Origin of the sequence: Actinomadura livida, assembly GCF_014648675.1 — a bacterium.
Classification (GTDB): domain Bacteria; phylum Actinomycetota; class Actinomycetes; order Streptosporangiales; family Streptosporangiaceae; genus Spirillospora; species Spirillospora livida.
On sequence record NZ_BMRO01000008.1, the window covers coordinates 358,897 to 385,498 of the forward strand.

30 protein-coding genes and 1 tRNA gene are annotated in these 26,602 nt (G+C 69.8%); 13 read left to right on the forward strand and 18 right to left on the reverse strand.

Features of this window, described 5'->3' with window-relative positions:
- Positions 1-5 precede the first annotated feature (5 nt).
- From IEZ03_RS21370 to IEZ03_RS21395, 6 genes are all read right to left on the reverse strand, one after another.
- Positions 6-311 carry a hypothetical protein gene (locus tag IEZ03_RS21370; protein WP_184880697.1) on the reverse strand — a complete coding sequence of 102 codons (306 nt, stop codon included), beginning with the start codon at positions 309-311 and terminating at the stop codon, positions 6-8.
- Complete coding sequence (locus tag IEZ03_RS21375) at positions 311-592, reverse strand: hypothetical protein (RefSeq protein WP_184880699.1); 282 nt, start codon at positions 590-592, stop codon at positions 311-313. Before IEZ03_RS21375 ends, IEZ03_RS21370 begins: the two co-directional genes overlap by 1 nt.
- Positions 592-1,017: a plasmid replication, integration and excision activator gene (locus IEZ03_RS21380; RefSeq protein WP_184880701.1), complete on the reverse strand. Its 426-nt coding sequence runs from the start codon at positions 1,015-1,017 to the stop codon at positions 592-594. Before IEZ03_RS21380 ends, IEZ03_RS21375 begins: the two co-directional genes overlap by 1 nt.
- Positions 1,018-1,141: 124 nt before the next feature.
- Positions 1,142-1,873: a GntR family transcriptional regulator gene (locus IEZ03_RS21385; RefSeq protein ID WP_184880703.1), complete on the reverse strand. Its 732-nt coding sequence runs from the start codon at positions 1,871-1,873 to the stop codon at positions 1,142-1,144.
- Between the two features lie 196 nt (positions 1,874-2,069).
- Entirely contained in the window at positions 2,070-2,576 is a 507-nt protein-coding gene (locus tag IEZ03_RS21390) for an ATP-binding protein (protein WP_184880705.1), read from the reverse strand.
- On the reverse strand, positions 2,573-2,950 hold the full coding sequence (locus tag IEZ03_RS21395; RefSeq protein WP_184880707.1) for a hypothetical protein: 378 nt from the start codon (positions 2,948-2,950) through the stop codon (positions 2,573-2,575). The genes IEZ03_RS21390 and IEZ03_RS21395 overlap by 4 nt, the downstream gene beginning before the upstream one ends.
- Positions 2,951-3,542: 592 nt before the next feature.
- On the opposite strand from IEZ03_RS21395, the gene IEZ03_RS21400 reads away from it, so the two are divergent.
- From IEZ03_RS21400 to IEZ03_RS21410, 3 genes are all read left to right on the forward strand, one after another.
- The gene (locus IEZ03_RS21400) at positions 3,543-4,856 is read left to right on the forward strand and encodes an NsdA family TPR-like regulatory protein (protein WP_184880709.1); all 1,314 of its coding nucleotides are present in this window, start codon (positions 3,543-3,545) and stop codon (positions 4,854-4,856) included.
- A complete protein-coding gene (locus IEZ03_RS21405) occupies positions 4,853-5,485 on the forward strand; it encodes a 2'-5' RNA ligase family protein (RefSeq protein WP_184880711.1) in 633 nt (210 codons plus the stop codon). The genes IEZ03_RS21400 and IEZ03_RS21405 overlap by 4 nt, the downstream gene beginning before the upstream one ends.
- A 318-nt stretch (positions 5,486-5,803) precedes the next feature.
- Positions 5,804-6,244 (forward strand): STAS domain-containing protein, encoded by a 441-nt coding sequence (locus IEZ03_RS21410; RefSeq protein ID WP_184880713.1) that lies wholly within the window; start codon positions 5,804-5,806, stop codon positions 6,242-6,244.
- 432 nt (positions 6,245-6,676) lie between these two features.
- On the opposite strand, the gene IEZ03_RS21415 is transcribed toward IEZ03_RS21410, so the two are convergent.
- Together IEZ03_RS21415 and IEZ03_RS21420 are read right to left on the reverse strand one after the other, a co-directional pair.
- Positions 6,677-7,549, reverse strand: coding sequence for a hypothetical protein (locus IEZ03_RS21415; protein ID WP_184880715.1), 873 nt, complete (start codon positions 7,547-7,549; stop codon positions 6,677-6,679).
- A gap of 161 nt (positions 7,550-7,710) precedes the next feature.
- Entirely contained in the window at positions 7,711-8,475 is a 765-nt protein-coding gene (locus IEZ03_RS21420; RefSeq protein WP_184880717.1) for a hypothetical protein, read from the reverse strand.
- A 587-nt stretch (positions 8,476-9,062) separates the two neighbouring features.
- Between IEZ03_RS21420 and IEZ03_RS21425 the strand changes: the two genes are divergently transcribed.
- Positions 9,063-9,545 (forward strand): CarD family transcriptional regulator, encoded by a 483-nt coding sequence (locus tag IEZ03_RS21425; RefSeq protein WP_067459337.1) that lies wholly within the window; start codon positions 9,063-9,065, stop codon positions 9,543-9,545.
- A gap of 34 nt (positions 9,546-9,579) precedes the next feature.
- Positions 9,580-10,056 (forward strand): 2-C-methyl-D-erythritol 2,4-cyclodiphosphate synthase, encoded by a 477-nt coding sequence (gene ispF, locus IEZ03_RS21430; protein ID WP_229808449.1) that lies wholly within the window; start codon positions 9,580-9,582, stop codon positions 10,054-10,056.
- A gap of 128 nt (positions 10,057-10,184) precedes the next feature.
- Here ispF and fahA read toward each other — a convergent pair whose 3' ends face one another.
- The 3 genes from fahA to IEZ03_RS21445 are packed head-to-tail and all read right to left on the reverse strand — an operon-like array spanning position 10,185 to position 13,490.
- On the reverse strand, positions 10,185-11,402 hold the full coding sequence (gene fahA / locus IEZ03_RS21435; RefSeq protein WP_184880721.1) for a fumarylacetoacetase: 1,218 nt from the start codon (positions 11,400-11,402) through the stop codon (positions 10,185-10,187).
- The gene (locus IEZ03_RS21440) at positions 11,399-12,274 is read right to left on the reverse strand and encodes a hypothetical protein (RefSeq protein ID WP_184880723.1); all 876 of its coding nucleotides are present in this window, start codon (positions 12,272-12,274) and stop codon (positions 11,399-11,401) included. The genes fahA and IEZ03_RS21440 overlap by 4 nt, the downstream gene beginning before the upstream one ends.
- Before the next feature lie 58 nt (positions 12,275-12,332).
- Positions 12,333-13,490 carry a DUF2637 domain-containing protein gene (locus IEZ03_RS21445; protein WP_184880725.1) on the reverse strand — a complete coding sequence of 386 codons (1,158 nt, stop codon included), beginning with the start codon at positions 13,488-13,490 and terminating at the stop codon, positions 12,333-12,335.
- A gap of 264 nt (positions 13,491-13,754) precedes the next feature.
- Here IEZ03_RS21445 and IEZ03_RS21450 point away from each other — a divergent pair, with 264 nt between their 5' ends.
- The 6 genes from IEZ03_RS21450 (at position 13,755) to rlmB (ending at position 19,653) form a co-directional block, all read left to right on the forward strand.
- On the forward strand, positions 13,755-14,495 hold the full coding sequence (locus tag IEZ03_RS21450; protein WP_184880727.1) for a DUF6585 family protein: 741 nt from the start codon (positions 13,755-13,757) through the stop codon (positions 14,493-14,495).
- Positions 14,496-14,588: 93 nt separating this feature from the next.
- The gene (locus tag IEZ03_RS21455) at positions 14,589-14,963 is read left to right on the forward strand and encodes a YciI family protein (RefSeq protein WP_229808450.1); all 375 of its coding nucleotides are present in this window, start codon (positions 14,589-14,591) and stop codon (positions 14,961-14,963) included.
- Complete coding sequence (locus tag IEZ03_RS21460) at positions 14,960-16,273, forward strand: RNA polymerase sigma factor (protein ID WP_229808451.1); 1,314 nt, start codon at positions 14,960-14,962, stop codon at positions 16,271-16,273. The genes IEZ03_RS21455 and IEZ03_RS21460 overlap by 4 nt, the downstream gene beginning before the upstream one ends.
- Positions 16,270-17,106: an alpha/beta fold hydrolase gene (locus IEZ03_RS21465; RefSeq protein WP_184880729.1), complete on the forward strand. Its 837-nt coding sequence runs from the start codon at positions 16,270-16,272 to the stop codon at positions 17,104-17,106. Before IEZ03_RS21460 ends, IEZ03_RS21465 begins: the two co-directional genes overlap by 4 nt.
- 102 nt (positions 17,107-17,208) lie before the next feature.
- A complete protein-coding gene (gene cysS / locus IEZ03_RS21470; protein WP_184880731.1) occupies positions 17,209-18,603 on the forward strand; it encodes a cysteine--tRNA ligase in 1,395 nt (464 codons plus the stop codon).
- Positions 18,604-18,720: 117 nt separating this feature from the next.
- Positions 18,721-19,653, forward strand: a complete 933-nt coding sequence (rlmB, locus tag IEZ03_RS21475) for a 23S rRNA (guanosine(2251)-2'-O)-methyltransferase RlmB (protein WP_184880733.1) — start codon at positions 18,721-18,723, stop codon at positions 19,651-19,653.
- Here the strand turns inward: rlmB and IEZ03_RS21480 are convergent.
- Genes IEZ03_RS21480 through IEZ03_RS21490 form a run of 3 tightly spaced genes read right to left on the reverse strand, consistent with a single transcriptional unit; the run spans position 19,625 to position 21,566 of the window.
- Positions 19,625-20,797 carry an RNA polymerase sigma factor gene (locus IEZ03_RS21480; RefSeq protein WP_184880735.1) on the reverse strand — a complete coding sequence of 391 codons (1,173 nt, stop codon included), beginning with the start codon at positions 20,795-20,797 and terminating at the stop codon, positions 19,625-19,627. The genes rlmB and IEZ03_RS21480 overlap by 29 nt on opposite strands.
- Entirely contained in the window at positions 20,794-21,144 is a 351-nt protein-coding gene (locus tag IEZ03_RS21485; protein WP_184880737.1) for a YciI family protein, read from the reverse strand. Before IEZ03_RS21485 ends, IEZ03_RS21480 begins: the two co-directional genes overlap by 4 nt.
- Complete coding sequence (locus IEZ03_RS21490; protein ID WP_229808452.1) at positions 21,141-21,566, reverse strand: dihydrofolate reductase family protein; 426 nt, start codon at positions 21,564-21,566, stop codon at positions 21,141-21,143. The genes IEZ03_RS21485 and IEZ03_RS21490 overlap by 4 nt, the downstream gene beginning before the upstream one ends.
- A 257-nt stretch (positions 21,567-21,823) precedes the next feature.
- Here IEZ03_RS21490 and IEZ03_RS21495 point away from each other — a divergent pair.
- Positions 21,824-21,896, forward strand: a tRNA-Thr gene (locus tag IEZ03_RS21495).
- 134 nt (positions 21,897-22,030) lie between these two features.
- Here IEZ03_RS21495 and IEZ03_RS38875 read toward each other — a convergent pair.
- From IEZ03_RS38875 to IEZ03_RS21510, 4 genes are all read right to left on the reverse strand, one after another.
- Positions 22,031-22,909, reverse strand: coding sequence for an SMI1/KNR4 family protein (locus IEZ03_RS38875; RefSeq protein WP_373293665.1), 879 nt, complete (start codon positions 22,907-22,909; stop codon positions 22,031-22,033).
- Positions 22,867-23,658: a DUF1963 domain-containing protein gene (locus tag IEZ03_RS21500; RefSeq protein ID WP_221480563.1), complete on the reverse strand. Its 792-nt coding sequence runs from the start codon at positions 23,656-23,658 to the stop codon at positions 22,867-22,869. Before IEZ03_RS21500 ends, IEZ03_RS38875 begins: the two co-directional genes overlap by 43 nt.
- Before the next feature lie 289 nt (positions 23,659-23,947).
- Complete coding sequence (locus tag IEZ03_RS21505; RefSeq protein ID WP_184880741.1) at positions 23,948-24,469, reverse strand: SMI1/KNR4 family protein; 522 nt, start codon at positions 24,467-24,469, stop codon at positions 23,948-23,950.
- 350 nt (positions 24,470-24,819) lie between these two features.
- Positions 24,820-25,155 carry a hypothetical protein gene (locus IEZ03_RS21510; RefSeq protein ID WP_184880742.1) on the reverse strand — a complete coding sequence of 112 codons (336 nt, stop codon included), beginning with the start codon at positions 25,153-25,155 and terminating at the stop codon, positions 24,820-24,822.
- A 157-nt stretch (positions 25,156-25,312) separates the two neighbouring features.
- Between IEZ03_RS21510 and IEZ03_RS21515 the strand changes: the two genes are divergently transcribed.
- On the forward strand, positions 25,313-26,554 hold the full coding sequence (locus tag IEZ03_RS21515; protein WP_246487756.1) for a cytochrome P450: 1,242 nt from the start codon (positions 25,313-25,315) through the stop codon (positions 26,552-26,554).
- Positions 26,555-26,602: the final 48 nt, after the last annotated feature.

Consider the following 26,602-nt stretch of genomic DNA (forward strand, 5'->3'; position numbering starts at 1 on the left):
ACTTGTCAGGCCGCCGAGTCGACCGGCGCGCCAGGCACCGAAGCGCCGTTGAGGACGTGGAGCCGTTCCACCTCGGCCGCGTACCGCGCGAACAACTCGGCGAGCTTGTGCGCGACGGCCAGGTCTTCGGCGGTCGGGGCCGTCGGGTTGGTCGGGGTGATGGTCACGTGCGCCTGTGCGTGCGAGATCACGAGCTGGCCACGGTCACGCATGCACAGCAGCGAGACCCGCTCATCCGGACGCAAGGTCACGTCTACCGATGCCGTACCGTCCGGGTCGACATTGACTGTGGTGTAGCTGTAGGCGCCCATCAGGCAGCCACCCCCTTCCCCGCCGACCGGCCCGAGGAGGAAGGACGGCGACCGGAGCGGTACAGCCGCTCGACCTCCACCGCGTACGCCGCCGCCTGCTCAGCCAGCGCCCGCGCGAACTCCACATCCCCGGCGTTGAGTCGCTCGGGAAGGGTGAGGGTGACCAGCACCCGCCCCGCCTTGACCGTGAACAGCGGCGTACGCGCCCGGAACGGTTTGAACTGCACACTCGCCGTCGTGTCGATGGGCAGGGACAGCGCCGACATGCGCCCGCCCGCCATCAGGCAGCGTCCTTGGCCGACGCGGGACGAGCGGCACCCTTACCACCGGGAGCACGGACGGCGCGAGCCCGGAAGGAGTAGGCCACCCGCACACGGGGGTCACCGTTGGGCATCCGGCCGGACTCCTCGATGTACGGCGTCACCGTCAGGCCGTCGAACTCCACCGGCCGGAACGGGCCGAACGCCGGTTCGGGGACCACCGGGCACACCTGCGCGCCGATCTTGACCTTGATCGCAGACGCCTTGTGGTTCGCGTCCGGGTCGGCGTCGTAGACGTCCACGACCCAGACCGGAAGACCGGTCTCCTTGTCGGTCTCCTGTCGCTTGGTCTCGAAGTTGGTCAGCGGTTCCGCCGGACCCGTCGCGTACACCCCGTGGGGGAACACGTCCCCGAAGCTCACTGGAATCCGTCCCTGGATCGCCATGGCGATTGCTCCTGTCGATCGTTCCTTCTGTCGACAACTCGCCTTGTCGAGTTGCCCTATGAAGAGAGTACGTGACAGCGGCCAACTTGCAAGGATCGTAAGACGACTTATCGAGTGATCTGGATCACAACGGGAAGCTGTCTTCCAGAACGTGGAGCGAGCCCGGTAGAACGAGGTCCACGACCAGGACGGCGCGGCCGGACGAGTCCACCACCGAGCCGAGCACCGAGAGCACTGGTTCACCCTCGGCCAAGGAGAGTGACTCTCGCTCTTGATCGGTGGGACGTCGAGCCCTCAGACGCTCATCAACACGGGTCAGCCGTTCCTTGGTGCCCGCCGTCAGCAACTCGCGCACCGGGACGGCCAAAGGTCCCTCTTGGTCCAGGCCCGCCGCCCGTGCGACATCGAGAGGAGCCCACAGCGATACCAACTCACTGGCGATGGACTCATAAAGCCCGACGTATCGCCGCAGGTGGACGGGTGCGGACTCGGCCAGGCCAAGCAGCATGGCCACCGAATTAGGTGCGGGACGACGGTCGACCTCCAGAACCCGGACCGACGCCGATGTCTCCTGCCGATCCAGGACAGCCAGGCCCGGCCGACTGCTGTCTGACGCCCGCGAGGACGGGGGAGCCTTGACGAACGTTCCGCGCCCGTGTTCGCGCTGCAACTCGCCAAGAAGCTGCATTTCATTAAGCGCACGAACCACGGTCGGACGTGAAGCCCCGAACTCCCGACCAAGCATCGCCTCAGACGGAATCGGCTCCCCAACGGGATAAGTCCCGTCCTTGATCCGACGACGGAGCGCCTCCATGATCCGGACATACTTCGGGGCATAAACAGCGTCATCCGACATCAGGACCTACCAACAGCTCGACAATACGAGTAGTACAACCAGGAAACCAGACGTCACCGGCACTGTCACGCCATCACCGGGTCCCGAGCCCCGTCTTGTCGGCCGAGCCGAGTTGGTTGCCGCCCGCCCTGCGTGCGTCGGGGGGACCTACCAGGCCGGGGGTGCCGGTGGGAATGCGCTCGCAGGGCGGGGGCCGCTATGGGGTTGCCGCTGGCGTGGTCGGCCTATCTACGTGCGGCAGGGGACCGACTACCGGGCGGCCAGCATTCCGCGCGGCGGCCATGATGAACGCGTAGTCGATGGCGATGCGCGCCCAAACGATCTTTCCCTCTCGCAGGCTGCACCATCCCCAGCCACCGGACGCGAACGCCTGGACGATGATCAGGCCGCGCCCGCACTCGGTACCATGGCGCGGCATCTGCACCTCGGGGCGCCCGGGATGTCCGTCCCACACGCACAGCTCTATCCCTGCGTCGATCCGGCTCACCCAAGCGCGGATCATGTCGCCTTCACAGAGCGTCGCAGCGTTCCCCGCAAGCTCGGCCATGATCTGACAGGCGTCGGACGCGTAGGCAGTGAGGCCCCACCCGTCGAGGGCCTCCCGCACGAGGGCGCGGGTCAGATACACGCTGGCTGGGCACGCTTTCGTCAGCGTCTGCGAGCGCAGATGCACCGATGCATCTACCAGGGAAGCTGTGGTCATCGGAGGTCGTCCCCTCTACCGGCGAGCATGCCGACTAGCACCGCCGGAGCCGACTCAACCTCATCGACTGGTGCAACCCGCTCATCGGAGTCGGTTCGGACGAACCACCAAACCCCGTCGACTCGCTCACATCCCACGATCACCGACCGCGCACGGTCAGACCTGCTCACCACGAGCAGGACCGGAGGGCCGTCCGCCTGGCTCACCAACCCACACGACAGCGCGTCCTCGCTATGGGTGAGCACCGCGTCCAAGGCCGCCAGATGCAGCCGCCCCGCTCCAACCGCGTGATTGAGCCGAGCGTTCGGCGGATCGTCGGCACCCGACTCCATCGGCCCAGTGATCGCACCGGCCTTTTCCGTCTCACGCGCCATCACAACGTCCCTCCCTTCGTTGTCCGGATACCGCCGGATGAGCCACCACGTTCACGATCACGGCGTCCCACTGTCTGAATCGAGCCCAGCGACACAGGGTCATGGCCGTCCCCTGGTCCCCGGTTCGGAGAAGAAGGCGGGACCGGCAGACGAGGCGACCACTGGGAGGACCCACATCCCCGCAAGCGCAGCCGCACCCCGGTACGGACACGCCATCAGCCGCTACAACGCTTGCCGGCCCCGCGGCTTGTTACGCCACCTCAGCCCGGTTGCCGTTGCGGCACTCAGAGCAACGTTCACGACGACGCTCAGGGCCGCGCCCAGAGCCGTCCCGCGCGAGCAGCAGATCAACCCGCGATGAGATCCAGGACCATCCCCGCCCGTTGCACGAAGTGCAGGGGACGTCCGTCGTCGGTTCGTTCTCCCCGGATCGGAGGATCACCAGCTATGCCTCCCCAAAGCCACATGATCAACTGTGCTCGGATGACGTACGGTGTTGCTTGTCTTGAAGACAACCAGTGATGACGCTCGGTCAGGACCGCCAACCAGCCCCCTTTTCGCCCCCTTTTCCGGCCCCAAGAGGCAAGATCGGATGCCCGACACGACTCCCAACGCGTGGCTAACCGCATGGCGCGAGTCGAATTTCTCCACTCGCAGCGAGATGGCGGAAGCTCTCAACCGCACTCCCACAGCCCTTGAACATGGGCTGCTGTGCGACGAGGAGCGTCTACGTCGCTGGGAGCGCGGCGAAGTGCGTTGGCCGCACCCGCCATATCGCAGGGCCCTCCAGGAGCTCACCGGCCGCACAGCCGAGCAGCTGGGTTTCATCCCGCCCGCGAAGCAGCGCCAACGCTCTCAAGCGCATATCGCGCTCCCTGCCCGTTTGCAGGACGCAGAGCACAAGGTGGACCCAGCAGAGTTGGCCCGTTCAGCGGATATCTCCCGCCTCAACCAGTGGATCACCGCGAGCGACACGACCGACGAGGCGGTTTCACGTCTTGCCCGTTCGACTTCATCGCTCGCCGCTTCTCACACACGGGTCGCCGCCAAGAGACTTCTCCCCGAGGTGATCAAGCTTCATCGCCGTACGCAGAGCCTTTTGGTGGGCGGCAACCATCGTCCGCGGCATACCCGTGAGCTGCTGCGCATCAATGCCGATCTTCTCGCCCACGCAGCCGTGATCTTCGGAGACATCAACTTCGACGAGGCAGCCGAGGAGTATGCCGCAGCCGCTCTCCTGCTCGCCCAGGAGGCGGGGGCCGAGGAGTCGTTCGCTTGGTACGCCCAGGCCAAGACCGCGCGCTGGCAGAACCGATATATCGAGGCAGCCGACCTTGCCCGGCAAGGTTACGAAGCCAGTTCACCGGGTCCGATGAAGACCCAGCTTGCTTGGTACGAGGCGAACGCCGCCGCCCTGCTAGGGGACAAGATCAGGGCGCGCGAGGCCGTGAACCGAGCCGAACAGTCCGCCGATGCGTCCCATGACGCCCCCTCCGATCTCTCGGTGTGGTCGTTCCCGAGGGAGCGCCAAGCCTTGTTCTCCCTCTCGGTGGCCACAAGGACCGGCGACCTTGACGGCGCGCTACGAGCTGCTGAGCTGGCAGACCGCGCATGGACCGCAGGCGCCCCCACCGCTCCCGCCATCTGGGCTCAAATCCGCGTTGGAACCGGAGTCGCTCATCTCCTGAACGGCGACCTGGACGGCACCGCCGAGGAACTGGCGAAAATGCTGACGCTCGACCCCGGTATGCGACTTGCGACCGTCACGCGCTACCTCGCTGACCTGGATCGCCGCCTGACTCAACGCCGGTACCAAGACAGTCCGCTCGCGACCCAGCTCAGACAGCAGATCCACGAATTCAACGCCGCAGCCCTGACCGAGGATGCCGACATGGAGAGCGCATGAGTCCGCTGCCAGCACACATGACCGATCGATGGCGGACCCGCGAGGAGCCCGGACCAGGACAAGGAACCATCTACTGGCACATGCTCATGGGAGACCATCCCGCAGCGGGTGAACTCGCCCAGGCCGCCCAAGAACGACTCGCCGACTTCTCCGGCATGCACATGACCCCCGCCAAGTGGCTCCACATCACAACCCATGTCGCCGGATCTACCGACGAGATCAGCGACGACCGGCAGCAAGAGATGCTCGCCACGGCGAAGAGTCTCCTTGCCAAGCTCCCGCCCGTCGACGTGACGCTCGGCCGGATCCTGTACCACCCCGAAGCGATCGCCGTCGCCGTCGACCCCGTCTGGCCCCTTACCCGCATCCGTGAGGCCGTCCGGGAAACCACACTCAAAGTGACCGGACGAGAGGGCCAGACCGAAGGGGCTGCTCCGTGGACCCCGCACATGACGATCGCCTATAGCGAGGCAGAACAGCCCGCCGGGCCCATCATCAACGCACTCGGCCGAGAGCTTCCAACCCGCCAAGTCACCATCAACACCGTGACCCTCGTTGTCCAACGCGGCGCAGAACGTCTCTGGGACTGGCACCCCGTAGGCCACGTTCGCCTAACCGGTCACCGCTGAGCCAGCCCGACACCGTCCGCACGACGACGCACTACCCGTGATCATTGCCGAATTGTGCTGTCTTAGATCAAGGGGCGGCGGCGCTCAGGCCGCTGCGCGGCCCCGCGCCTGGCCGCCCGGAGCGTGCGGCGTGGGCGCCGGTCACCGGACGGCCGCGCCGGGCCGCGCATTGCGCCGCGCCGGCCAGCCCCGCCCCAACCGGCCACCGTGGGGCCGCGCCGCCGCCAAACCACCCAGGTCACTCGCTACATATGGCCTAGCCTGGCTACGAAGCCAAGCATGCGGGCGAAGTGCTCGCGGGGCAGGAGACTGCGGACGATGGCGGTGGGAGACGCGATGCCCGACAGAATAAGCGTCGCTAACACCCAGCAGGACGGTTGGTCGGTGACCACGGTCGCCGGGGAGCTGGATATCTTCACCGCCCCAGCACTTGAGAGCCAGTTGCTCCCACTGATTGGGACGCAGGCCACAGAGCAATATGCCATTGACCTAGCCGGGGTGGAGTTCTGCGACTCCGCAGGTTTGAACGCCTTCATTCGGGCATGGAAGCGCGCTCTGGCTATGGGATGTCGCTTGATACTGGTCCGGCCGTCCCGTCGCGTCGTTGACCTCCTCCGGATAACCGGCGTTGATCAGGCCATCGAGGTCCTGGACAGCTTGCCGCCTGCGATCACTCTGTCAGGTGAAGCGGCAGTCAACACCCCTAAGACGCCTCCGGCGGGGGCCTCCGACTCCGGGAAGCCCGACCCCGTAGCGTGACCGGTCGTGGGTGGCTGGGGGATGCCTGAGCTTCCCGTCTGCCGCCGTCCCGATCGGAGATCTACCAGACCAGGGCCAGGGGGTGAAGGTCGTTCGTCCAGTGGGGCGCTCCACCTTCACCCCCTGGCCCTGGCCCGGCAGCGCGGGCGCGGGACGACGGCAGACGGGAAGCTCAGGCCGGGTGAGGTGCGGGCTGGGGATTCCGGCCTTCGAGCGAGCCAGGGCACAACGAGGGCACATGAGGGTGCGATCAGTCGCGAGATGATGAGAACTTGCTAGAGGTTCCATAGCAGGTCAATGCCATGATCGCCGATATCGTCCCTGGTCGTCCCCAGCTACGAGAACTACAAGTTCGAACCCTGAGCACATACTGGAACGGCCCGTGCGGCGATCTCGCCGTACGGGCCGTTCTGTGCGTGTTTCGTGTGCGGGTCAGTGACCGCCGGCCGCAGGGGACTCCGTGCCCGTCGGCGACGGGGACTCGGCACCGCTCGGCGACGGCGACGCGCCCGGCTGTGCGGGCTCGGTGCCCGGGGACTGCTGGTTCCCGTTGGTGGCGCCCGGCGAGGCCGGCGCCTGGCCGTTGGGCGTGACCAAGGGGTAGGTGCTGTACTCGTCCTGCTGCAGGATGAGCGGCACCTTGAACTCCACGGCCCCGGCCTTCTCGAACTGCATCCGCACCGTGATGAGGCCCCCGGCGATCAGGTCCGGGTCCCGCAGCCCGTTCAGGACCACCACCGGCTGCCCCTGTCCCGTGGGCGGCGTAGGAGCGCCGATCGTCGGGCCGGCCGTGTTCTGAGAAGTCGGGCTGGCCGTCGGGCTGGCGGTAGAGCCGGGACCAGTGGGCTCCGGCGTCGCGGTCGGCTGCGCGGTCTCCGGAGCCTCGGGGCCGGGGTCGACCGTCGCGTCACCGCGCAGCATGACCAGGCTGCCCGACCCGTCGCGCGCCGCGGGCGGGAGCGTGATGCCGCCGCCCTTGACCATCGCGGAGCCGAACTGCGGCGAGCTGACCGAGGTGAGCCGGTCCTCCCTGCCCGGGACCTGGTTGATCAGCACGCCGTAGAGCGGAAGCGACGCTCCCTGGGGGATCGGCACCTCGGGCTTCGGGCCCAGCACGAACATGTTGCGCAACACGACCTGCGGCGCCGTGTCGTCCAGCGGGACCGACACGTTGACGCCCTCGGTCAGCCGGACCGGGGCGGCGGACTGCGCATCCATGCCGGCGCCGCAGCCGGAGATCACCGGCGCGATGGCGACGGCGCCCGCGACGGCGAGCGCGACCATTCGACGGCTGTTTCGGATCACGGCGTCGGTCTCCTCGCGAAGTGTCATTCAAAGACGTGACGTTGGAAGTTGCGGAGTGGCGCGAGATACGCCAGGGGAAGCGTAGCGAGACCCGCCCGCGGGTCCCGCGCCGGGGTGCCGCGACACGCCCGGAATCACCGGGAAAAGCGCCCGGAACCGTATCAGCCGGACCGCAGCGCCCGGACCTTCTCGGTGAGCTCCGGCCCCGCCTGCGGCCCCTGGACGACGTCGCCGACCACGCCGTCCGGCTGCACGAACACCGCGGTCACCCCCGTGCTCGCCGCACCCGCGGCGGCGGCGTACGCCCCGGCGAGGACGCCATCCGGGTCCTCAAGGACCAGCGGCTTGCCATAGTGGGCGGTGCCGGCGCACGACTTCAGCTCCTTCAGGGACGTCCCCTTCTCGTCGCCGGCGGGGCGCGGATCGGCGACCAGCCAGAAGTTCAGCACGTTTTCGTGCGTCCTCCCCGCCAGTTCCGCGATCACACTCTCGCATTCGTACGCGGGCGGGACGATGCCGATGACCCCCGGGCGCAGGTCGCGCAGCGGCGTCGGCGTGCGCTCCCCGACCACCAGGTCGACGGTGCCGTCCGGCAGGAGGCCGCCTACCTCGCCGGGGCTCGCGGACGGGCGCGGCGCGAGCTGGGCGACCGTCGGGCGCGGCGCGGGCTTCGGCCCGAACGCCGTCATCAGCGCGCCGCTGAGCAGCGCGACCAGCAGCGCCCCCGCGATGATCGGGATGGCCACGCCGAACCGGGTCAGCGGACGGGCGATGCGGCGGACCCGCCGCCTGCGCCTGCGCCGCCGCTCCTCGCGGCGGTAGGCGAGCATCTCGCGCTCGAGCTCGCGGGCGTCGTCGGGCACCACGACGTCAACGCGGGGGAGCCCGTAGTCGTCGGGCTCCGGGTCGTCGCCGTCCGGCCTCACGCCGCACCTCCCATCCGGCTCCGCCGACGCACTCCGCGGCCCAGGGCCGCCATTTTCCCGGACCACCGTCCCACCGAACCGGCGATCCGTCCCACCGGCCCGCCATTTCGACGGTCCGCGGCCGCGGCGAGGCGTGGTCCCTCCGGAAGTCACGGTCCCATCGGGCGGACGCCTTTCGTCCCGACTGGGGACGCCGTCCCGATGGGCCCGTCCCGATGGGCCCGTCCGATGGGCCCGTCCGATGGGCATCGTCCCGTTGGGTTGGTTCCCGCAAGGTGTCGTCCCATTCGCGGCCTTCGGGCGCTTCGTACCCGCGGCGCCGGGCCCGCTCACCTCCGGCGCGGGACGCGGCCCGCCCCGGCAACGCAGATGCTTGCCTCCCGGAGGGCTTGCCGGTAATGGGCGAGGGGGTGAAAGCATGTGGCATCCCGGCTACCCTGGGTAGGGGGAACTGGACGGCGATGCACCATTAAAGGGCTTTGTCAATACCCCAATATGCAGCTTGACCTGCGCATATGCCGGTAAGGCCGGTTCAGCCACCCGGGTTTACGTGGTACCCTGGTTCTAGCGGAAGGGGTACTTGTCACATGACTTTCCAGGTCGGCGACACCGTCGTCTACCCCCACCATGGGGCTGCTCGGATCGAGGCCATCGAGACTCGCACCATCAAAGGTGAGGAAAAGACCTATCTGGTCTTGAAGGTCGACAAGGGCGACCTGACAGTGCAGGTCCCGGTCGAGAACGTCGAGGACGTGGGTGTCCGCGACGTCGTCGGCCAGGAGGGTCTGGAGAAGGTGTTCGAGGTGCTGCGCGCCCCCTACACCGAGGAACCCACCAACTGGTCCCGCCGGTACAAGGCGAACCTTGAGAAGCTCGCCTCCGGCGATGTGAACAAGGTCGCCGAGGTCGTCCGCGACCTGTGGCGGCGCGACAAGGAGCGCGGCCTTTCGGCGGGTGAGAAGCGCATGCTCGCCAAGGCGCGCCAGATTCTGGTCAGCGAGCTCGCGCTCGCGGAGAAGACCAACGAGGACAAGGCGGAGGCCCTGCTCGACGAGGTCCTGGCCAGCTGATCGGCCGGCCGAGTTGAGCGCACGGTTTCCACGGGTGGGCGTCGGTACCGACGTCCACCCGTTCTCGTCCGACCCGCGTCCCCTCTGGGTGGCGGGTCTCGAATGGCCCGGCGAAGGCCACGGCCTGGCCGGGCATTCCGACGGCGACGTCGCCGCGCACGCCGCCTGCGACGCCCTGCTTTCGGCCTGCGACCTGGGCGATCTGGGCGCCGTCTTCGGCACCGCGGACCCGCGCTGGTCCGGTGCCTCCGGCGTCACCCTCCTCCGGGAGGTCGCCCGCCTCGTCCACGAGGCCGGCTTCACCATCGGCAATGTCGCCATCCAGGTCATCGGCAACCGCCCCAAGATCGGCAAACGCCGTGCGGAAGCCCAGAAGGTCCTGACCGAAGCCCTGGGCGGCGCCCCCGTCACCATCACCGCCACCACGACCGACGGCCTGGGCCTGACCGGCCGCGGCGAGGGCCTGGCCGCCATAGCCAACGCCCTGGTAATCCCACCGGACCCCGCGTAGCTCGCTGAAACCCACCGGGTGTCCACCGCCTTCCGTTGACTTGCGGCGTGTTGTTGTCATGGAGCGCTCCATAACAACAACACGCCGCAAGTCAACGAACTCGTTGAGCCGTCCTGCCCGCGCGGGCTTCAGGGGAGGGCCGGGTGGATGGTGCCGGTCACCTCGCCGAAGGTGATGCGGGAGCCGGCTGAGCCGGGGGCCTGGGCTCGGATGGTCACCGTGTCGCCGTCCTCCAGGAAGGTCCGCTTTGTTCCGTCGTCCAGTTCCAGGGGCTCCTGGCCGTTCCAGCTGAGTTCCAGCATGCAGCCGCGCTGCTCCCGGTCGGGGCCGGAGACCGTCCCGGAGGCGAACAGGTCACCGGTGCGGAGCGCGGCGCCGTTCACGGTGGCGTGGGCGAGCTGCTGCGGCGGCGTCCAGTACATCGAGGCGAACCGCGGGTGGGCGGCGACCTGGCCGTTGATCAGGATCTCCAGGTGCAGGTCGAGGCCCCACGGCTCCTCGCACCGCAGATAGGGCAGCGGAACCGGGTCCTGGACGGGCGGTGACACGCGGGCGGCCTCCAGCGCCGCGACGGGCACGACCCACGGCGAGATCGACGTCGCGAACGACTTCCCGAGGAACGGCCCGAGCGGCTGGGACTCCCATGCCTGCAGGTCGCGGGCGCTCCAGTCGTTCACCAGGACGAACCCGAACACGTGGTCGCGGAACGCCTCGGCGGGCACGCGGTGCCCCGCGACGGACGGGACCCCGGCGACGAATCCGACCTCCGCCTCGAAGTCGAGCCGGAGCGACGGCCCGTACGACGGCTGCGGGTCGCCCGGCGTCCTGCGCTGCCCCATCGGCCGGATGATCGGCGACCCGGAGCGGTACACGGTGCCGGAGCGGCCGTGGTAGGCGACCGGCAGGTGCTTCCAGTTGGGCGTCAGCGGATCGCTCTGCGGCCGGAACATCCGGCCCGCGTTCGCGGCGTGGTGCTCGGAGGAGAAGAAGTCGACGTAGTCGGCCACCTCGAAGGGCCGCAGCAGCTCCACCTCCGCGACGGGGATCAGATGCGGCCGCACGTGCGCCCGGTACGACTCGTCGGTGAGCAGCTCGACGAGGCGGGCGCGGTTGGCGTCCCAGGCGGCGCGCCCCGCCACCATGAAGGCGTTCAGCGAGCCCGAGGCGAAGTAGCGGCGGTCCTCCACCAGCCCGGCGGCGGACAGCTCCGCCAGGTCGAGGACGTACTCGCCGATGGCCGCGCCGATGCGGGGGAGCTCCCCCGGCCTGGAGAAGACGCCGTACGGCAGGTTCTCGATGCCGAAGCCGCCGTCCTCGTTGACCTCAACCCACGAATCGGTCGTCATGGAAAGCTATCTTCCCCAATGTCCGGCCTTCTGATCAGGCCCGCGGTCTCCAGATCTCGCCGTGTCCCGCGGACGTCCGGTACGCCGAACGCGACCAGGATGCGGCGGGCCGCTCGCGCCTCGGCCTCGGGCAGTGCCAGCAGGTCCCCGGCGAGGCCCGCGGCGTCGGTGCGCTCAAGCGTCCGCCGGACGGCGGGCTCCGCGCCGCCACCGGCTGCTTGGGCCGTGGCCAGCAGGATGTTCATGAGCCCGTGGTGCGACGCGTCCCGCACGGCGTGCACGGGCCCGGCGCAGGTGAACGGCAGGTCGCGTTCGGCGCAGGCCGCGATGAACGCCGCCAGCGCACCGGCGCCGGGAACGCCGTCCGTGGCCGAGCCGCCCACCCGGTACTTCGCGCCGAGCGCGGCCTCCCGGGGGACGTGCGCGGCGGTGTGGGCGGCGGAGTCGCGGGCCGCGGCGATGCGGTCGAGCGCGTGCAGCCAGCCGGGGGAGCGGCGCACCTCGATGCGCGTCGGCACGTCGGCGGGGAGCCGGGCGATCGTCACGGCGGCGGCCCGGGCCTGGTCGGCGGACCGGGGCAGCGCGATCTCCACCGACGCCGGCCGGACGCGGGGTTCGCCGCGGACGGCGTCCAGCGTCTTCGGGAGTTCCTCGATGCCGGTGTCCGCGACGACGCCCAGGTCGAGGAGGTCTTCAGGGACGAGATGGGTGCGCAGCTCCGCGAAGCGCGAGGCGGGGCACAGGAAGCGGCCTGCGAGCGGATCCGCGGGTCGGCAGGCCGCGCGGTGGGCGGGCAGGGCCCGGTCCATCGGGGCGTGGTGCGGCGGGAAGAGCGCGGCGTCGTCGAGGAGCCGAGCCAGTAAGGCGCCCATGCCGGTTCACTACCCCTGAGGCGCCGCGGCTCACGTGCTTTACGGTGACTCGCCCTATTCAGTCGACGGGCGGGGTGGGCCCGCTGCGGAAACTGCTGGACGGCGGCGGGTTCCAGTCGTCCTCCGGCGCGTCGTCCTCCGGGCGGTCGCCGGCGTCGGGGTCCTCGGCGCGGTCGAGCGGCGGGGTGTCGTGCTCCTCGTCGTCCGCGTCCGCGCCGAAGGGCGCGGGCATCGGGATGTCGGGGCGGGTCGTCGCGGCGAGCGGGCGCTGCTCCTCCGCGCCGGCACGCTCCCGGCTCCGGACCAGCTCCACGTCCGTCGGAAGCAGCGCGGGCGGGGCGGGCGCCGGTTCCGGTGCCGGCTCTGGCACGGGGTCGGGCAGTGGGTCGGGCAGGGTGTCGAGGGCGGGCCGCGGCTCCGGCAGGGCGTCCAGCGGCGGCGCGGGCTCGGACGACAGGCTTCCACCGGACGCGAACTCCTCGTGAGCGGCCGGTTCCCGCTCGGCTGGGTCGTCGTCGATGGGCTCCTGGGGTGCCGTCTCGTGTGAGGCCGCTTCGTGCTCCGGGGCCGCGTCCGGGACGGGCTCGGGTTCCGGGAAGGGGATGAGCTCGGGCTCGGGCTCGGGCTCGAAGATCGGCGGCGGCTCGGCGGCGGCCTCGCCATCGGCTGCCGCCGCCAGCGCCAGCGGTTCCGGGGCGGCCGGTTCGAGGACCTTGACGTGGCCGCGCTGCGTGTCGGGCGGCGCGGCCTCCTCCGTGCTGGGACGGGCGACGCGGATCTGCTTGAACATCGTCAGCCACAGCCAGACGGCGATCACCAGCATGACGTGCGGCGCGACCGCGACGCCCGCCCGGACCGCGTCGTCGGGCAGCGGGCCGAACCCCCAGACCGAGTGCTGGACGGAGAGCGCCGCGCCACCGGCCACGAGGAGCAGCAGCAGCGCCCAGCGCAGCAGCCGCGTCCACCAGCGGGCGTTGCGGGTGATCACGAGGGACAGGATCGTCAGCACGGTGAGGGTGTCCGCCATCGCCGGGTACAGCGGCGCCCAGCGCTCGCCCGCGCGGCCGGCGAGGGCCAGCTCGCGGAGCACGTCGTAGGTCAGCGCGAAGGCGCCGCCCGCCAGCGCGGCGACGATGAGCCCGGCGAGGGCGGTGAGCAGCCGCCGCTGGACGGGGGTGTAGCGGGGCCCGCCGGGCCGCGTCGAATCAGATGGCATGTCTCTCGTTCCGGGAGGGCGCCTGAGGAGTCCTCAGGCGAGATTAGCCAGCCCGGACGGCAACGGCTTCCCAGTTACCGATGATCACTCGGCCCTGCGCGTGATATGTGAGGAGACGTACCTTATGAACGACGTCGGGGGCGGCAGTCGCGACCCGGCGTCGCGCAAGGCGAAACGGACGTCGACAGCGCCAGGGAGGCAACGATGCCGGACGGCTGGACCATGCGCGAGATGTGGTCCCCCGCGGCCCGATAGCACGCGACGATGGCGGATTCCCAGGGCCGGCTCGGCGAACCGGTCCGGACGTTCGACGGCCGCGCCGGCGATCGGCGCACGTGGGCATGGTCGTTATTGCTGAGCCTGACGTCGCTGGCGCTGATCCCGGCGGCCGTCGTCTACCTGCGTGACGGCGTGTGGTGGGCGGGTGCGCCCGCGCTCCTGCTGTCCATGGGGAGCGCGGCCGGCGTCGGCTGGATCGCGGGCCGGGACCGGCCGCGCGCCCGCGACAGGGTTGTGCGCCTCCACACCGGCGGCATCTCGGTCACCGGCCCCGGCGACGCCGGATACGCGTGGGACGAGCTGGTCTCCGTCACCGTGTCCGGAGTGCGAAGCGCCCCGGACGAGCGCACCCGCTGGCGTTTCACGATCGTCGCGGACGACGGGACGGTCTTAAGGCTCACCGACGACCTCCCGGACGTGCGGGCGCTCGGCCTGGCCGTCGCGAAGGAGGTCACGGCCCGGATCGTCCCGCGGCACCTGGCGGCGGTGAAGGCGGGCGAGGCCGTCCGGCTCGCCCCGTTCACCGTGGACCTCGGCGGCGTCGAGAAGGACGGCGAGCGGCTCCCCTGGGCGGCCGTCGGCGACGTCGCGATCGGCAACGGCATGGTGGTCGTGCACGCGTGCGGCGGCCGCGGCGACCTGATGACCGTCGCCTCGCAGATGCCCGACGCGCTGGCGTTCATGGCACTGTGTCAGCAGGTCAGGGAGCTGGCCCGAGATTTCTGAACCTTTTCGCGCGGGGGATGTCGAGAACGCGCCCGCCGCTCCGATCCTTTCTGTGACGCGGCCGTCCGGGCCGCCGCCCGCATCCGAACGGGAGTGACCGACGTGAAGTACATGCTGCTGATCTACAACCGCCCCGGTTTCGTCGAGGAGCTGACCGAGCGCGAGCGCGCCGACCTGTTCGGCGAGGTCGACGCGATCATGAAGGAGCTGACCGAGTCGGGGGAACTGGTCGGCGGCGACGCGCTGGCCGATCCGTCCACCGCCAAGACCGTCCGTGAGAAGGACGGGCGGATCGCCGTCACCGACGGGCCGTTCCTGGAGGCCAAGGAGCACTTCGCCGGGCACATCACCGTCGACTGCGAGTCGGTCGAGCGCGCGGTCGAGATCGCCTCGCGCTGGCCGGACGTCCGGTTCGGCGGCCGGATGGAGGTCAGGGCGCTGATGGAGCAGTCCGGGACGGAGATGTGACGGCGCCCGTGCCGGGGCCGCCGGGCGTCGAGGACCTGCTGCGCGCCCTCGCGCCGCAGGTCCTCGGGACGCTCGTCCGGCGGCACGGGCACGGGGCCTTCGACGCCTGCGAGGACGCCGTCCAGGAGGCCCTGCTCGCCGCCGTCGTCCAGTGGACGGGGGGCACCGGTGACCCGGCGGACGGGGACGGCGTCCCGGAGAACCCGCGCGGGTGGCTGCTGACGGTCGCGACGCGGCGGCTCACCGACCAGTGGCGCAGCGAGCGCGCCCGCCGCGACCGCGAGGCCGCCGTGTTCGCCCGGGACCCGTCCGCGGGGGAGGGGCCCGCGCTCGGCGAGGACCGCCCCGCCGACCACGACGACACGCTGACGCTGCTCTTCCTGTGCTGCCATCCGGCGCTGTCGCCGCCCTCGCAGGTCGCGCTGACGCTGCGGGCGGTCGGCGGGCTCACCACCGCGCAGATCGCCCGCGCGTTCCTCGTGCCCGAGCCGACGATGGCGCAGCGCGTCAGCCGGGCCAAGCAGCGGATCAAGGCCGCGGGGGCGCGGTTCGGCATGCCTCCGCCGGACGAGCGGGACGAGCGGCTGCGCGCGGTCCTGCACGTGCTGTACCTGATCTTCAACGAGGGGTACACGGCGTCCAGCGGGCCCGACCTGCAGCGGGCCGGCCTCGTCGCCGAGGCGATCCGGCTCACCCGGGAGCTGCACCGGCTGCTGCCGGGCGACGGCGAGGTCGCCGGGCTGCTCGCGCTGATGCTGCTGACCGACGCCCGCCGTGCCGCCAGGAGCGGGCCGGACGGCCTGCTGATCCCGCTCACCGAGCAGGACCGGACGCTGTGGAACGCGGACGCGATCGCGGAGGGGACCGCGCTGGTCACCGAGGCGCTCACCTGGTCGCCGCCCGGCCCGTACCAGCTCCAGGCCGCGATCGCCGCCGTCCACGCGGAGGCGCCCCGGCCGGAGGACACCGACTGGCCGCAGGTCCTCGCGCTCTACCGGCTGCTGGCGCACGTGTCCCCGAACCCGATGGTCACGCTGAACGAGGCCGTCGCGCTGGCGATGGTGGACGGCCCGTCCGCCGGCCTCGACCTGCTGCGGACGCTGGACGGCGACGACCGCATGTCCGGGCACCACCGCCTCGCGGCCGTCCGGGCGCACCTGCTGGAGCAGGCGGGGGACGCGGACGGCGCGCTGGAGGCCTACCGGCAGGCCGCCCGCGGCACGACCAGCATCCCCGAGCGGCGCTACCTCGAATCCCGTGCCGCCCGCCTCAGGGCCAACCGACTCGACGACGGAGAAGAACCACGATGAACACGACCGTGCGAACCCTTGACGTCCCCGGCGCGACCCTCCACTACGAGGTGCGCGGCGAGGGGCCCGCCCTGCTGCTGATCTGCGGCGGGATCTACGACGCGGCGGGCTACGCCGGGCTCGCCGAGCAGCTCGCCGACCGGTACACCGTCGTGACCTACGACCGGCGCGGCAACTCGCGCAGCCCGCTCGCCGGACCGCCGGAACCGCAGCGCATCGACGTGCACGCCGACGACGCGTCCCGGCTGCTCGCCGAGGTCGCGGACGGGCCGGCGTTCGTGTTCGGCAACAGCTCCGGGGCGCAGATCGGCCTGGACCTGGCGGCCCGCTACCCGGAGCGGGTGCGGGCGCTGATCGCCCACGAGCCGCCGCTGCTGCGGATGCTCGACGCCGGGTACTGGGAGAAGGCCCTCACGGAGGTGGAGCGCGCCTTCCGCGAAGACGGCGCCGGTGCCGCGATGGGCACGTTCGGCGCGGCCATGGGCATGTCCGGGGGCGAGGACACGGACAGCGAGGCCGGCGGGTCGGAGCCCACCCCCGAGATGCGGGAGATGCTGGCGCGCTTCGAGCGGAACACCGGCTTCTTCGTGGGCTACGAGGTTCCGTACTTCGGACGTTGGATGCCCGATGTGGACGCGCTGCGCGGTTCGTCCGCCCGGATCGTCCTCGCCGCGGGGGAGGGGTCCGTCGGGGAGCCGCCGCACGAGGCCGCCCACGCGCTGGCCGAGCGCCTCGGGACGAAGGCCGACACGTATCCCGGCGACCACGGCGGCTTCGGCCCGGCGGCGGACGCGTTCGCGACCAGGCTCGATGAGGTCTTCTCGACGTCCTGACCGCGGCCGGATTCGCTCGTCCGCGCTCGCGCCGCACCGGAACACGCGACCGGGCGGCGCGAGAGGACACGCGGCCGTGCGCCGATCCAATAACCTGGGCCCGTGAGTCTGCGCCTTTACGACACCGGTACACGCACCGTCCGCACGTTCGAGCCCTTGGAAGAGGGCCGCGTGGGGATGTACGTGTGCGGTGCCACCCCGCAGGCATCACCCCACATCGGGCATCTGCGGTCGGGCGTCATCTACGACGTGCTGCTGCGCTGGCTGCGCGCGTCCGGCTACGAGGTGCTGTTCGCGCGCAACGTCACCGACATCGACGACAAGATCATCGCGGTGTCGGCGGAGCAGGGCGTGCCGTGGTTCGCCGTCGCCGAGGGCAACCAGCGGGTGTTCACGCAGGGCTACGACACGCTCGGCTGCCTGCCGCCGACGATCGAGCCGCGCGCCACCGGGCACATCCCCGAGATGATCGTCCTGATGCGGCGGCTGATCGAGAACGGCCACGCGTACGCGGCGGGCGGCGACGTGTACTTCGACGTCAAGTCGTGGGCCGACGAGTACGGCTCGCTGTCGAACCAGCGGCTGGAGAACATGCGGTCCGCGGGGGACACCCCGAACGAGGCGGCGAAGCGCGACCCGCGCGACTTCGCGCTCTGGAAGGGCGCCAAGCCGGGCGAGCCCGCGTGGGAGACGCCGTGGGGCCCCGGACGCCCCGGCTGGCACCTGGAGTGCTCGGCCATGGCGACCAAGTACCTCGGGCCGACGTTCGACATCCACGGCGGCGGCGTCGACCTGATCTTCCCGCACCACGAGAACGAGATCGCCCAGTCCCGCGCCGCCGGGGACGGCTTCGCCCGCTACTGGCTGCACAACGGGCTCCTCACCGTCGACGGCGAGAAGATGAGCAAGTCGGTCGGCAACGTCGTGCTGCTCTCCGACCTGCTCGGCAAGGCCCGTCCGGTCGAGGTGCGGTACTACCTGGTCTCGGCCCACTACCGGTCGCTGATGGACTACACCGACGCGTCCCTCGCCGAGGCAGTCTCCGCCTACCAGCGGATCGAGGGCTTCGTGACGCGGGCGTCGGAACTCCTCGGCGACGTCGAGCCCGCCGCGGTGCCCGGCGGCTTCGCCGACGCCATGAACGACGACCTCGGCGTCCCGCAGGCGCTGGCCGTGCTGCACGAGACCGTCCGGGAGGGGAACGCCGCGCTCGCGTCCGGCGACCGCGACGCGGTGCGCGCGCACCTCGCGGACGTCCGCGCGATGGCGGACGTCCTCGGCATCGACCCGCTGTCCCCGCAGTGGCGCCGCACCGGCGAGGAAGACCTGCGCCCCGTCGTGGACGCCCTCGTCGCCGTCGCGCTGGAGCAGCGGCAGGCCGCCCGCGCCCGCAAGGACTATGCCGCCGCCGACGCCATCCGCGACGGCCTGGCCAAGGCGGGCATCCTCGTCGAGGACACCCCGCAGGGCCCCCGCTGGGAACTGAAGCGAGACTGACCGACCCGGTTCCGCACGGGGATAAAATCGAATGTTCGCGGGGGTTCGCAGTCCCGCCTGAAATCCGCGCCGCCCACGGGGGCGAGCCGCAACCGTCGCGAGGGGCGTACCGAGAAGATGGCCAAGCGCAAGGGCAAGGGACCCACTCCCAAGGCCGAGGACCGCCACTGGCACGGCAAGCGCCAGAAGGCCCGCGCCGTCAAGAACGCCAAGCGCACCGGCACCCCCACGGTGGGGCCGGGCGGCCGCACGAAGGCCGCCGCCGAGGTGCGCGACCGCGGGCGCCCCGCCGGGGCGCGGCGCGCCAACGGCGAGGTCCCCGAGCTGGTCACCGGCCGCAACCCGGTCGTCGAGGCGCTGCGCGCGGGCGTCCCCGGCACCGCGCTCTACGTCATGTCCGGCAACGACGAGCGCGTCCGCGAGTCGATCCAGCTCGCCGCCGACCGCCGGATCCCGCTCATGGAGACGGGGAAGAACGAGCTCGACCGGCTCACCGACGGCGCCGTACACCAGGGCATCGCGCTCCAGGTCAGGCCCTACCGGTACGCGCACCCCGACGACCTGCTCAAGGGCACCTCGCCGCTGATCGTCGCGGTGGACGGGATCACCGACCCGCGCAACCTCGGCGCGATCGTCCGGTCCGCGGCCGCGTTCGGCGCCACCGGCGTCGTCGTCCCGGAGCGGCGCGCCGCCGGGATCACCGCCGGGGCGTGGAAGTCGTCCGCCGGGACCCTCGCCACCGTCCCCGTCGCGCAGGCCACGAACCTCACCCGGCAGCTCAAGGCGTACCAGAAGGCCGGCTGCTTCGTCGCCGGCCTGGACGCGGGCGGCGGCGTCACCATCACCGACCTCGACCTCGCGACCGGGCCGTTCGTGCTGGTCGTGGGCTCGGAGGGCAAGGGCCTCAGCCGGCTGGTCGCCGAGACGTGCGACATGCTCGCCACGATCCCGATGCCCGGGCAGGCCGAGTCCCTGAACGCGGGGGTCGCCGCCGGCATCGCCCTGTACGAGATCAGCCGCCTCAGGGGAGCCGCGAGCGGCGGCGCTTGAGAAAGGCCAGCTCGGCCTCGTTCTCGACCGTCTCGATCGCCCGGTCGTAGGCCGCGGCGGCGTCCCCGACCCGCCCGAGCCGCCGCAGCAGGTCGGCGCGGATCGCGTGGAACAAGTAGTAACCGGGCAGATCGAGCTCGTCCACGATCGCCAGCGCAGCCCCGGCACCCTCGACCTCGGCCACCGCCACGGCCCGGTTCAGCGCCGCGACCGGTGTCGGGGCCACCACCATCAACTGGTCGTACAGCTTCAGGATCTGGTCCCACCGAGTATCCGCGGCCCGCGCCGCGTCGCTGTGCACCGCGTTGACCGCCGCCTGGATCTGGTACGGCCCGGGCCGGTTCATCCGCAGACAACGCCGGACGAGCGCCTGCCCCTCAGCGACCAGCGCCCGATCCCACAACCCGCGATCCTGGTCGCCCAGCAATACGAGTTCACCATCGACCATCCGGGCCGGCCTGCGCGACTCGATCAGCAGCATCAGCGCCAGCAGGCCGAGCACCTCCGGCTCGTCCGGCATCAGTTCCGCCAGCGCCCGCCCCAGCCGCACGGCCTCCGCCGCCAGCTCGTCCCGGCCGCCGTACCCCTGGTTGAACACCAGGTAGATGACCGCGAGGACCCCGGACAGCCGCTCCGGAAGGTCCTCCTTCTCCGGCACCCGGTACGGGATCCGCGCGTCCCGGATCTTCCCCTTCGCGCGGACCAGCCGCTGCGCCATCGTCTTCTCCGGCACCAGGAACGCCCGCGAGATCTCCGCCGTCGTCAGCCCGCCCAGCAGCCGCAACGTCAGCGCGACCCGCGCCTGCGGCGCCAGCGCCGGATGGCAGCACGTGAAGATCAGCCGGAGCCGCTCGTCCCGCACGACGCCCTCCTCGACCGGCTCGACGTCGCCGACCAGCGCCGCCTGCACCTGCTTGCCGTCCCGCACGGCCTCCCTGCGCAGCCGGTCGATCGCCTTGTTCCGCGCCGTCGTGATGATCCACCCTGCGGGACTGGGCGGCGGCCCGCTCACCGGCCACCGCCGCACCGCCTCCGCGAACGCGTCCTGCACCGCCTCCTCGGCGACGTCGACATCACCGAACACCCGGACCAGGACGGCCACCGCCCGCCCGTGCTCCTCGCGGAAGACCTGCTCGACCGTCAATCAGACCCGCCCTGGAACGGCCGCACCTCCAACGGCAGCCCCGTCGCCTTCGCGTACCTGGCCGCCACCTGCAGCGCCGCGTCCAGGTCCCGCACCTGAATGATCATGAGCCCGCCGATGAACTCCTTGCCCTCCGTCCACGGCCCGTCCATCGCGACGATCTCGTCGCCCCTGCACCGCACCACCGTGCTCGCCTCGGGCCCGTGCAGCGGCCTCCCGAAGACCCACGCCTCCTGCGCCTCCAGGTCCCGCCGGATCACCCCGAGCTCCGCCATGACCTTCTCCAGCGCCTCCGGAGGCGGCTTCTCCCCCACCGGCTGGATCATGTTCAGCGCGTAAAGCATCATGCTTCCCTTCTGCGATAGGTCGCGATCACGACCCCCGTCGTCGTCACCACCGACTCCACGAGCCGCAACCCCGCCGCGACGCCGTCGAACAGCCTGCGGCCCGTCCCCAGCACCACCGGATGGACCATCAGCAGCCACTCGTCGACGAGCCCCCGCCGCATCAGCTCCCGCGCGAGCACCCCGCTCCCGAGCACCGTGAGCCCCTCCTCGATCCCCTCGACGTCCCCGGCGTCCTTCAGGAGAACCGAGTTCTCCCAAGGAGCCTCCCGCAGCGTCGCCGACACCACGTACTTCCGCGCCCGGTTCAGCACGTCCGTGAAAGGGTTGCCGCCCTGATGAGGCCAGTACCCGTAGAAGTCCTCGTACGTACGCCGCCCGAACAGCAGGGCCCCGCCCATGTCCTTCCCCAACACGGACGCCATGACCTCGTCGTTCCCCGGAACGGCCCACCCACCGTGCACGAACCCGCCCCGACCGTCCTCATCGGCACGCCCGGGCGCCTGCATCACCCCGTCAAGCGTCAGATGCTCCACCAAGACAAGCTTCCCCACGGGTACCCCCCAGGCTGACCGGCCGACCCACCGCCGACCTCTCACCCCCTACACGAACGCCGACCCCCCGGATCGACACCCGCCCCCCAGAAACTTCCCGAGTCGACTACGATGCGGGACGAGCCCGCGCCGGCGTAGCTCAATCGGCAGAGCATCTGTCTTGTAAACAGAAGGTTAGGGGTTCAAGTCCCCTCGCCGGCTCCCAGCTCAAAGGCCCCCTCCAACGTCGGAGAGGGCTCTTTGCTGACAACCACAGCAACGAATCACAGACGCCGCGCCCGCTCCTGTACGTGCGCGGCACGCAACGCCGTCAGGTTCACGTGCGTTTGCGGTGATTAGCGCCTGCTACTGGGTTCTAGGGCTGAGTTGGTCTCAGCGTCAGTCGCGCCACGCCATCGCCCGGTCTTCTGGTCTTGGAGTAGCCATGGCTGGCGAAGCGTTCCCTCGACCCAGCGGCGCATCCACTCGGCCATGCTGAAGTGCTGCGGGAACAGGGAATCTTGATGGTGCCCCACGGGTGCGGGGTTCGGGTCGATTGCCCACATCCGGAGGGACGGGTCAGTGATGTCGACGTAGGAAGCGATGCCGCATCCCCAGTTGCAGATCGGTAGTAGCGCTCTGGCCATAGGCCGCCACGCTTCGGGCCAGCTCTGCTGTTGCTCTTCGTAGTCTCGAAGGGTGAGCCTGAGGGGCTCCAGACCGTACGCGGGACCGAAGCCGCCATCGCCAAGTTCGAGGTAGCAGCGGCGCAGCAGAGATGGAAGGGCGTGGCCCAATCGGGCTTCACACTCCTCCACTGCGGCGCCCAGAGCGGGGGTCAGCGGCGGTAGCGGCTCGAATAGACCGGCGGTATGGGCGGCGGTGTACTCGGGTTTACCTCGCAAGTACACCCGTTGAAGTCGGCCGTCAGGTGTGTACGTGAATGCTCCGCCGCCTACGGTATCGACGTCTGGAGGTCCGAATCTCTCGTCGCGGTAGTCACCCGAGTCCACCCGTGTGCGCACGGCTTCGAATACGCGGTCGTCTTCGCTGATCACACGCCAAGGATGTCGTGGGGGTCGGACAGAGTTGAGGGTTAGAGAAGGCGAGCGGCACCGGCTGCCAACGCGGGTGTGAATGGCAGGTCTGGGTGGGCTCGGACGTACCGCTCCGCACCGCCGACAGAGGTCATTTATGAGCATTGCATCAGGGTCAATGTGGGTCGGTGATCGCATCGCGTGCAGGTGAAGACGTACATGCTGCCGGCGTCGCCGATCATGATGTCGGCCGGCCTCTGGTCAGGGACCAGAGGAATCTGTACAGAGTGGCCGTTGACGTTGCCCGGGTGCCAGCCGATGCGTCCCCGGTCTTCCACCGGGGTCCAGGTCTTCCAGGATTGGCCGTCTGATTCCCAGCTGGCGATGGTCAGCATGTGTTCCAACTCGTGGCCGGCCTCACACGTCAGCCATATGGGGTCCTGGATCCACGACACCCATCCGCCTACCTTGGTTCCTGGGGCGGCCGACAGGTGGTAAAAGTAGCTCCAGTCATGTCTGGCCTCGTTCTCCCACTGCTGGATGCGCTGCTGAAGATCCCAAGGTAGGTCCCTGGGATCGGGGAATTCGGCGACCCGTTCGGGAGACAGCACACACGGGTGGGGGATGTATTCGTCCTCACTGTGGGGCGGATCCGCAGGAGGGTGCTCCAAAAGCGGGTCGGTGATCGAGGACGAGTCGCGCCACAGCACCGTGACGGCCGGAGCAGCCCCCACGTAGTCATGGTCCAGCGGACACCACAGCACTTGGCACAGGTCGGTGTCCTGTGGGAAGGGCAGTTCGGGTACATCGCGCGCGAAGATCTGCAGTACCGGCACCAACGGCAATGGGTCGGTTGGCAGGTCGATATCGCTGTAGCTGCCGTGCTGATCGAATTGTGTGCATCGCGGCCACTGCTCGTCTCTGGGCCACAGCAGTGGGCCGCCCATGGAGCTCTCCTTGCGGCCTGGAGTGCCGCGCCGAGGGTGTAGCCGCACGGTGGTTCGGGCCATCTCCGCGAGCTCGGAGAAGGTCTGCCCCATGTCCAGGGGCTTAGGGGGCGTGGTGAGCCGAGAGGCGCCACCGCTGTTCTTGTTCATGATCCTCCGATCGGACTGGCGAGGATCCTATGGACCGGGTCGGACAGCAGGTAGGTCAGCGAGCTTTGAGGTTGGCGTTGCTCTTCTCGGATGTCGATGCAGATGAGGAGTGCGAGTGGGGGGCGAGGGCGGTGTGGGGTTACCAGGGGGTGCAGGTGATTTGGTTGGGGGTGTCGTCGTCCTCGTTGGATAGGTCGGGGAGGTCGTTGAACTTGGGTGGGGAGGACAGCCAGCCGGATAGGAACTCGGTCATTGGGATGTGGCCGATGATTTCGTCACGGCGTTGGCGGCCCCAGACTGCGGTCGGCCAGTGGTTCGGCTCGCCTTCGGTCGCCCAGCCGTACCAGTTTCCGTCGATGTCGTTGCCCCATCCTAGGAAGCCGCCGGGATCTGGCCAGGCTGCGAGTGGGTGGAACTCTGGGAACTCATTTTTCCGGGCACGGTATCGGTCGCCGAAGTCGCACCAGGCTTGGTGGTAGGTCGATTCGTTGCTGTCGCGCGGGTCGCCGATTCCGAGGAAGCTTGCGAACTGGCAGGATCCGTATTTGTTGATGAATGCGACGTAGTCGACGGGGAGGGGCGTCCCCAGGTCGATGAAGACTTGCTGCCAGCTGTCTGCACCACGTCTCGGCTTTGGTGGGGGTGGCGCCTTCTTCAACATTTCGGTTAGGAAGGGTGTTGAAGTCATAGGGGTGGTGTGTCCTTTTGGAGTATTGGCCGTCGGTTGGTTATGGCATCGTTGGCTGGCTGGGGTGGTGCGTCATGTTGCTGCTATGGCGGCTGCGATTATGGCGGTGAGTGCGCAGGTGACTGTGAGGAATGCGGCTGCTAGGCGGTAGGGGTGTTTTTCGGTTTGGGAGATTGTGTTTGGGTATTTGTTGGCGAAGGTCTCGGGTTTTATTGGGGTCTGTAGGTGGGTGTGGGGGACGGCTAGGGCTTTTATCAGGTGGTTCAGGGACTCGGGGGTGTAGGGGGCGGTGGAGATTCTGAATAGGAGGTTTTGGTGGGGGTCTAGGATGAACAGGCTCTCGCCGTGGGCTCTTTGGGGACGATGATGGCCGCCTGCAGCACCTCGGCTATCTGAGTGCGGGGGCGGCGCTTTCGGCTGAACAGGCCCTGTTCGATTAGTTCGTCTGGCGTCAGGGTGATTCGGGTGCGGAGGAGGGCGCCGAGCGCCAGGAGGATCAGGGCGGCGAACGGGACGCCTACGATCAGGGCGAATACCGGTGGGGCGTCGCCGGCCAGGATCGCTGCGACGATGCCCGCCGTGGCCACGATCGCGGCGGCCAGAACGGCCAGGCCCTTTGTGAGCGCCGGGCGCAGTACGAGGACTTGAACATCATGCACGTGAAGATCGTCCCATCCTGGTCAGGTTGTGCTCTCCGAGCGTGGACGTGGCCTTGATCCGGGTGCGGGCGGGTTTACGGTGGGTTTTATGGCGTTGGTGGTGGGTTCGCGGGTTGCTGGGCCGGGGGGCGCGGAGGCTGTCCGGTGGTGGATGCGGATGGCCCGGGATCCGCTCGGGACGTACGGGGCGCTTGGGCGGCGGTACGGGGACGCGGTTCGGGTGCCGTTCGGGGTCGGGCGGGCGCTTTATGTGCTTTCGCGGCCCGAGTACGCCGAGCATGTTCTGGTGGCCAACCAGGCCAACTATGTCAAGGCGTTCACCTACCGGCCGCTGCGGGCGGTTCTCGGGGAAGGGCTGCTGACCAGCGAGGGGGAGACGTGGCGGCGGCATCGGCGGGTGGTGCAGCCGGTGTTCGCGCAGCGGCACGTGGTCGGGTTCGGGCCGCAGATCGTCGAGACGGCCGCGGCGGCCGTCGCGCGGTGGCCGGACGGGGTGCTGCTCGACGCGGCGGGTGAGCTGCGGCGGATGACTTTGGACATCGTCGGGCGGGCCTTGTTCGGCAGTGCGCTCGCGGGGGAGGCCGAGCGGACGGGGCGTTCCCTGGAGCTCCTTCAGCGAGGTGCCGTCGCGGGGACCTTCCTGCCTGGGGCGGCCGCTAAGCGTGGGGTGTACCAGCGTGTGCCTGGGCTGGGTGGTGCGCTCGGGCAACTGGACGGGTTGGTGCAGCGCGTCATCAAGGGGTCGTCCGGTGGGGAGCTTCTGCAGTTGCTCAAGGAGCGCGGTGAGTTCTCCGAGGCCGAACTCCATGACGAGGTCCTGACGCTGTTGCTGGCGGGGCATGAGACTACGGCTGCGTCGCTGGCGTGGACGTTCGTGCTGCTTTCCCGGTATCCGGCCGCGCGTGAGCGGCTGGAGCAGGAGGTGGACGAGGTTCTCGGCGGGAGGGAACCGCGGGCCGAGGACGTCGACCGGTTGCCCTGGACGAAGGCCGTCCTCGAAGAGGCGATGCGGATCTACCCCCCGGCCTGGACGATCGAGCGTGATGCCCTGGAGGAGGATGACATCGCCGGGGTTCGGGTTCCGGCGGGGTCGACCATTGCTGTGCCGCCTTATCTGCTGCATAGGAATGTGGAGGTCTGGCCTAACCCGGAGGGCTTCCAGCCTGAGCGGTTCATGGGCGAGACAGAGCGTTCCCGGTACGCGTATCTGCCGTTCGGGGGTGGACGTCGCATCTGTGTAGGGGCCGGGTTCGCGATGCTGGAGGCCGTCCTGGTGCTCGCGACCGTCAGCCGTACTCATCGGCTCGACCTGGCGCCCGGTATCAAGGTCCCGATGAGGGCGGAGATCACGCTGCGGCCGGCCGGGCCCGTGCCCATGCGGGTGACGCGGAGGGCCTGACACGCGGAAACCGGCCTGGGGCATGTGACGGCGGGTCCTTATTGGGCA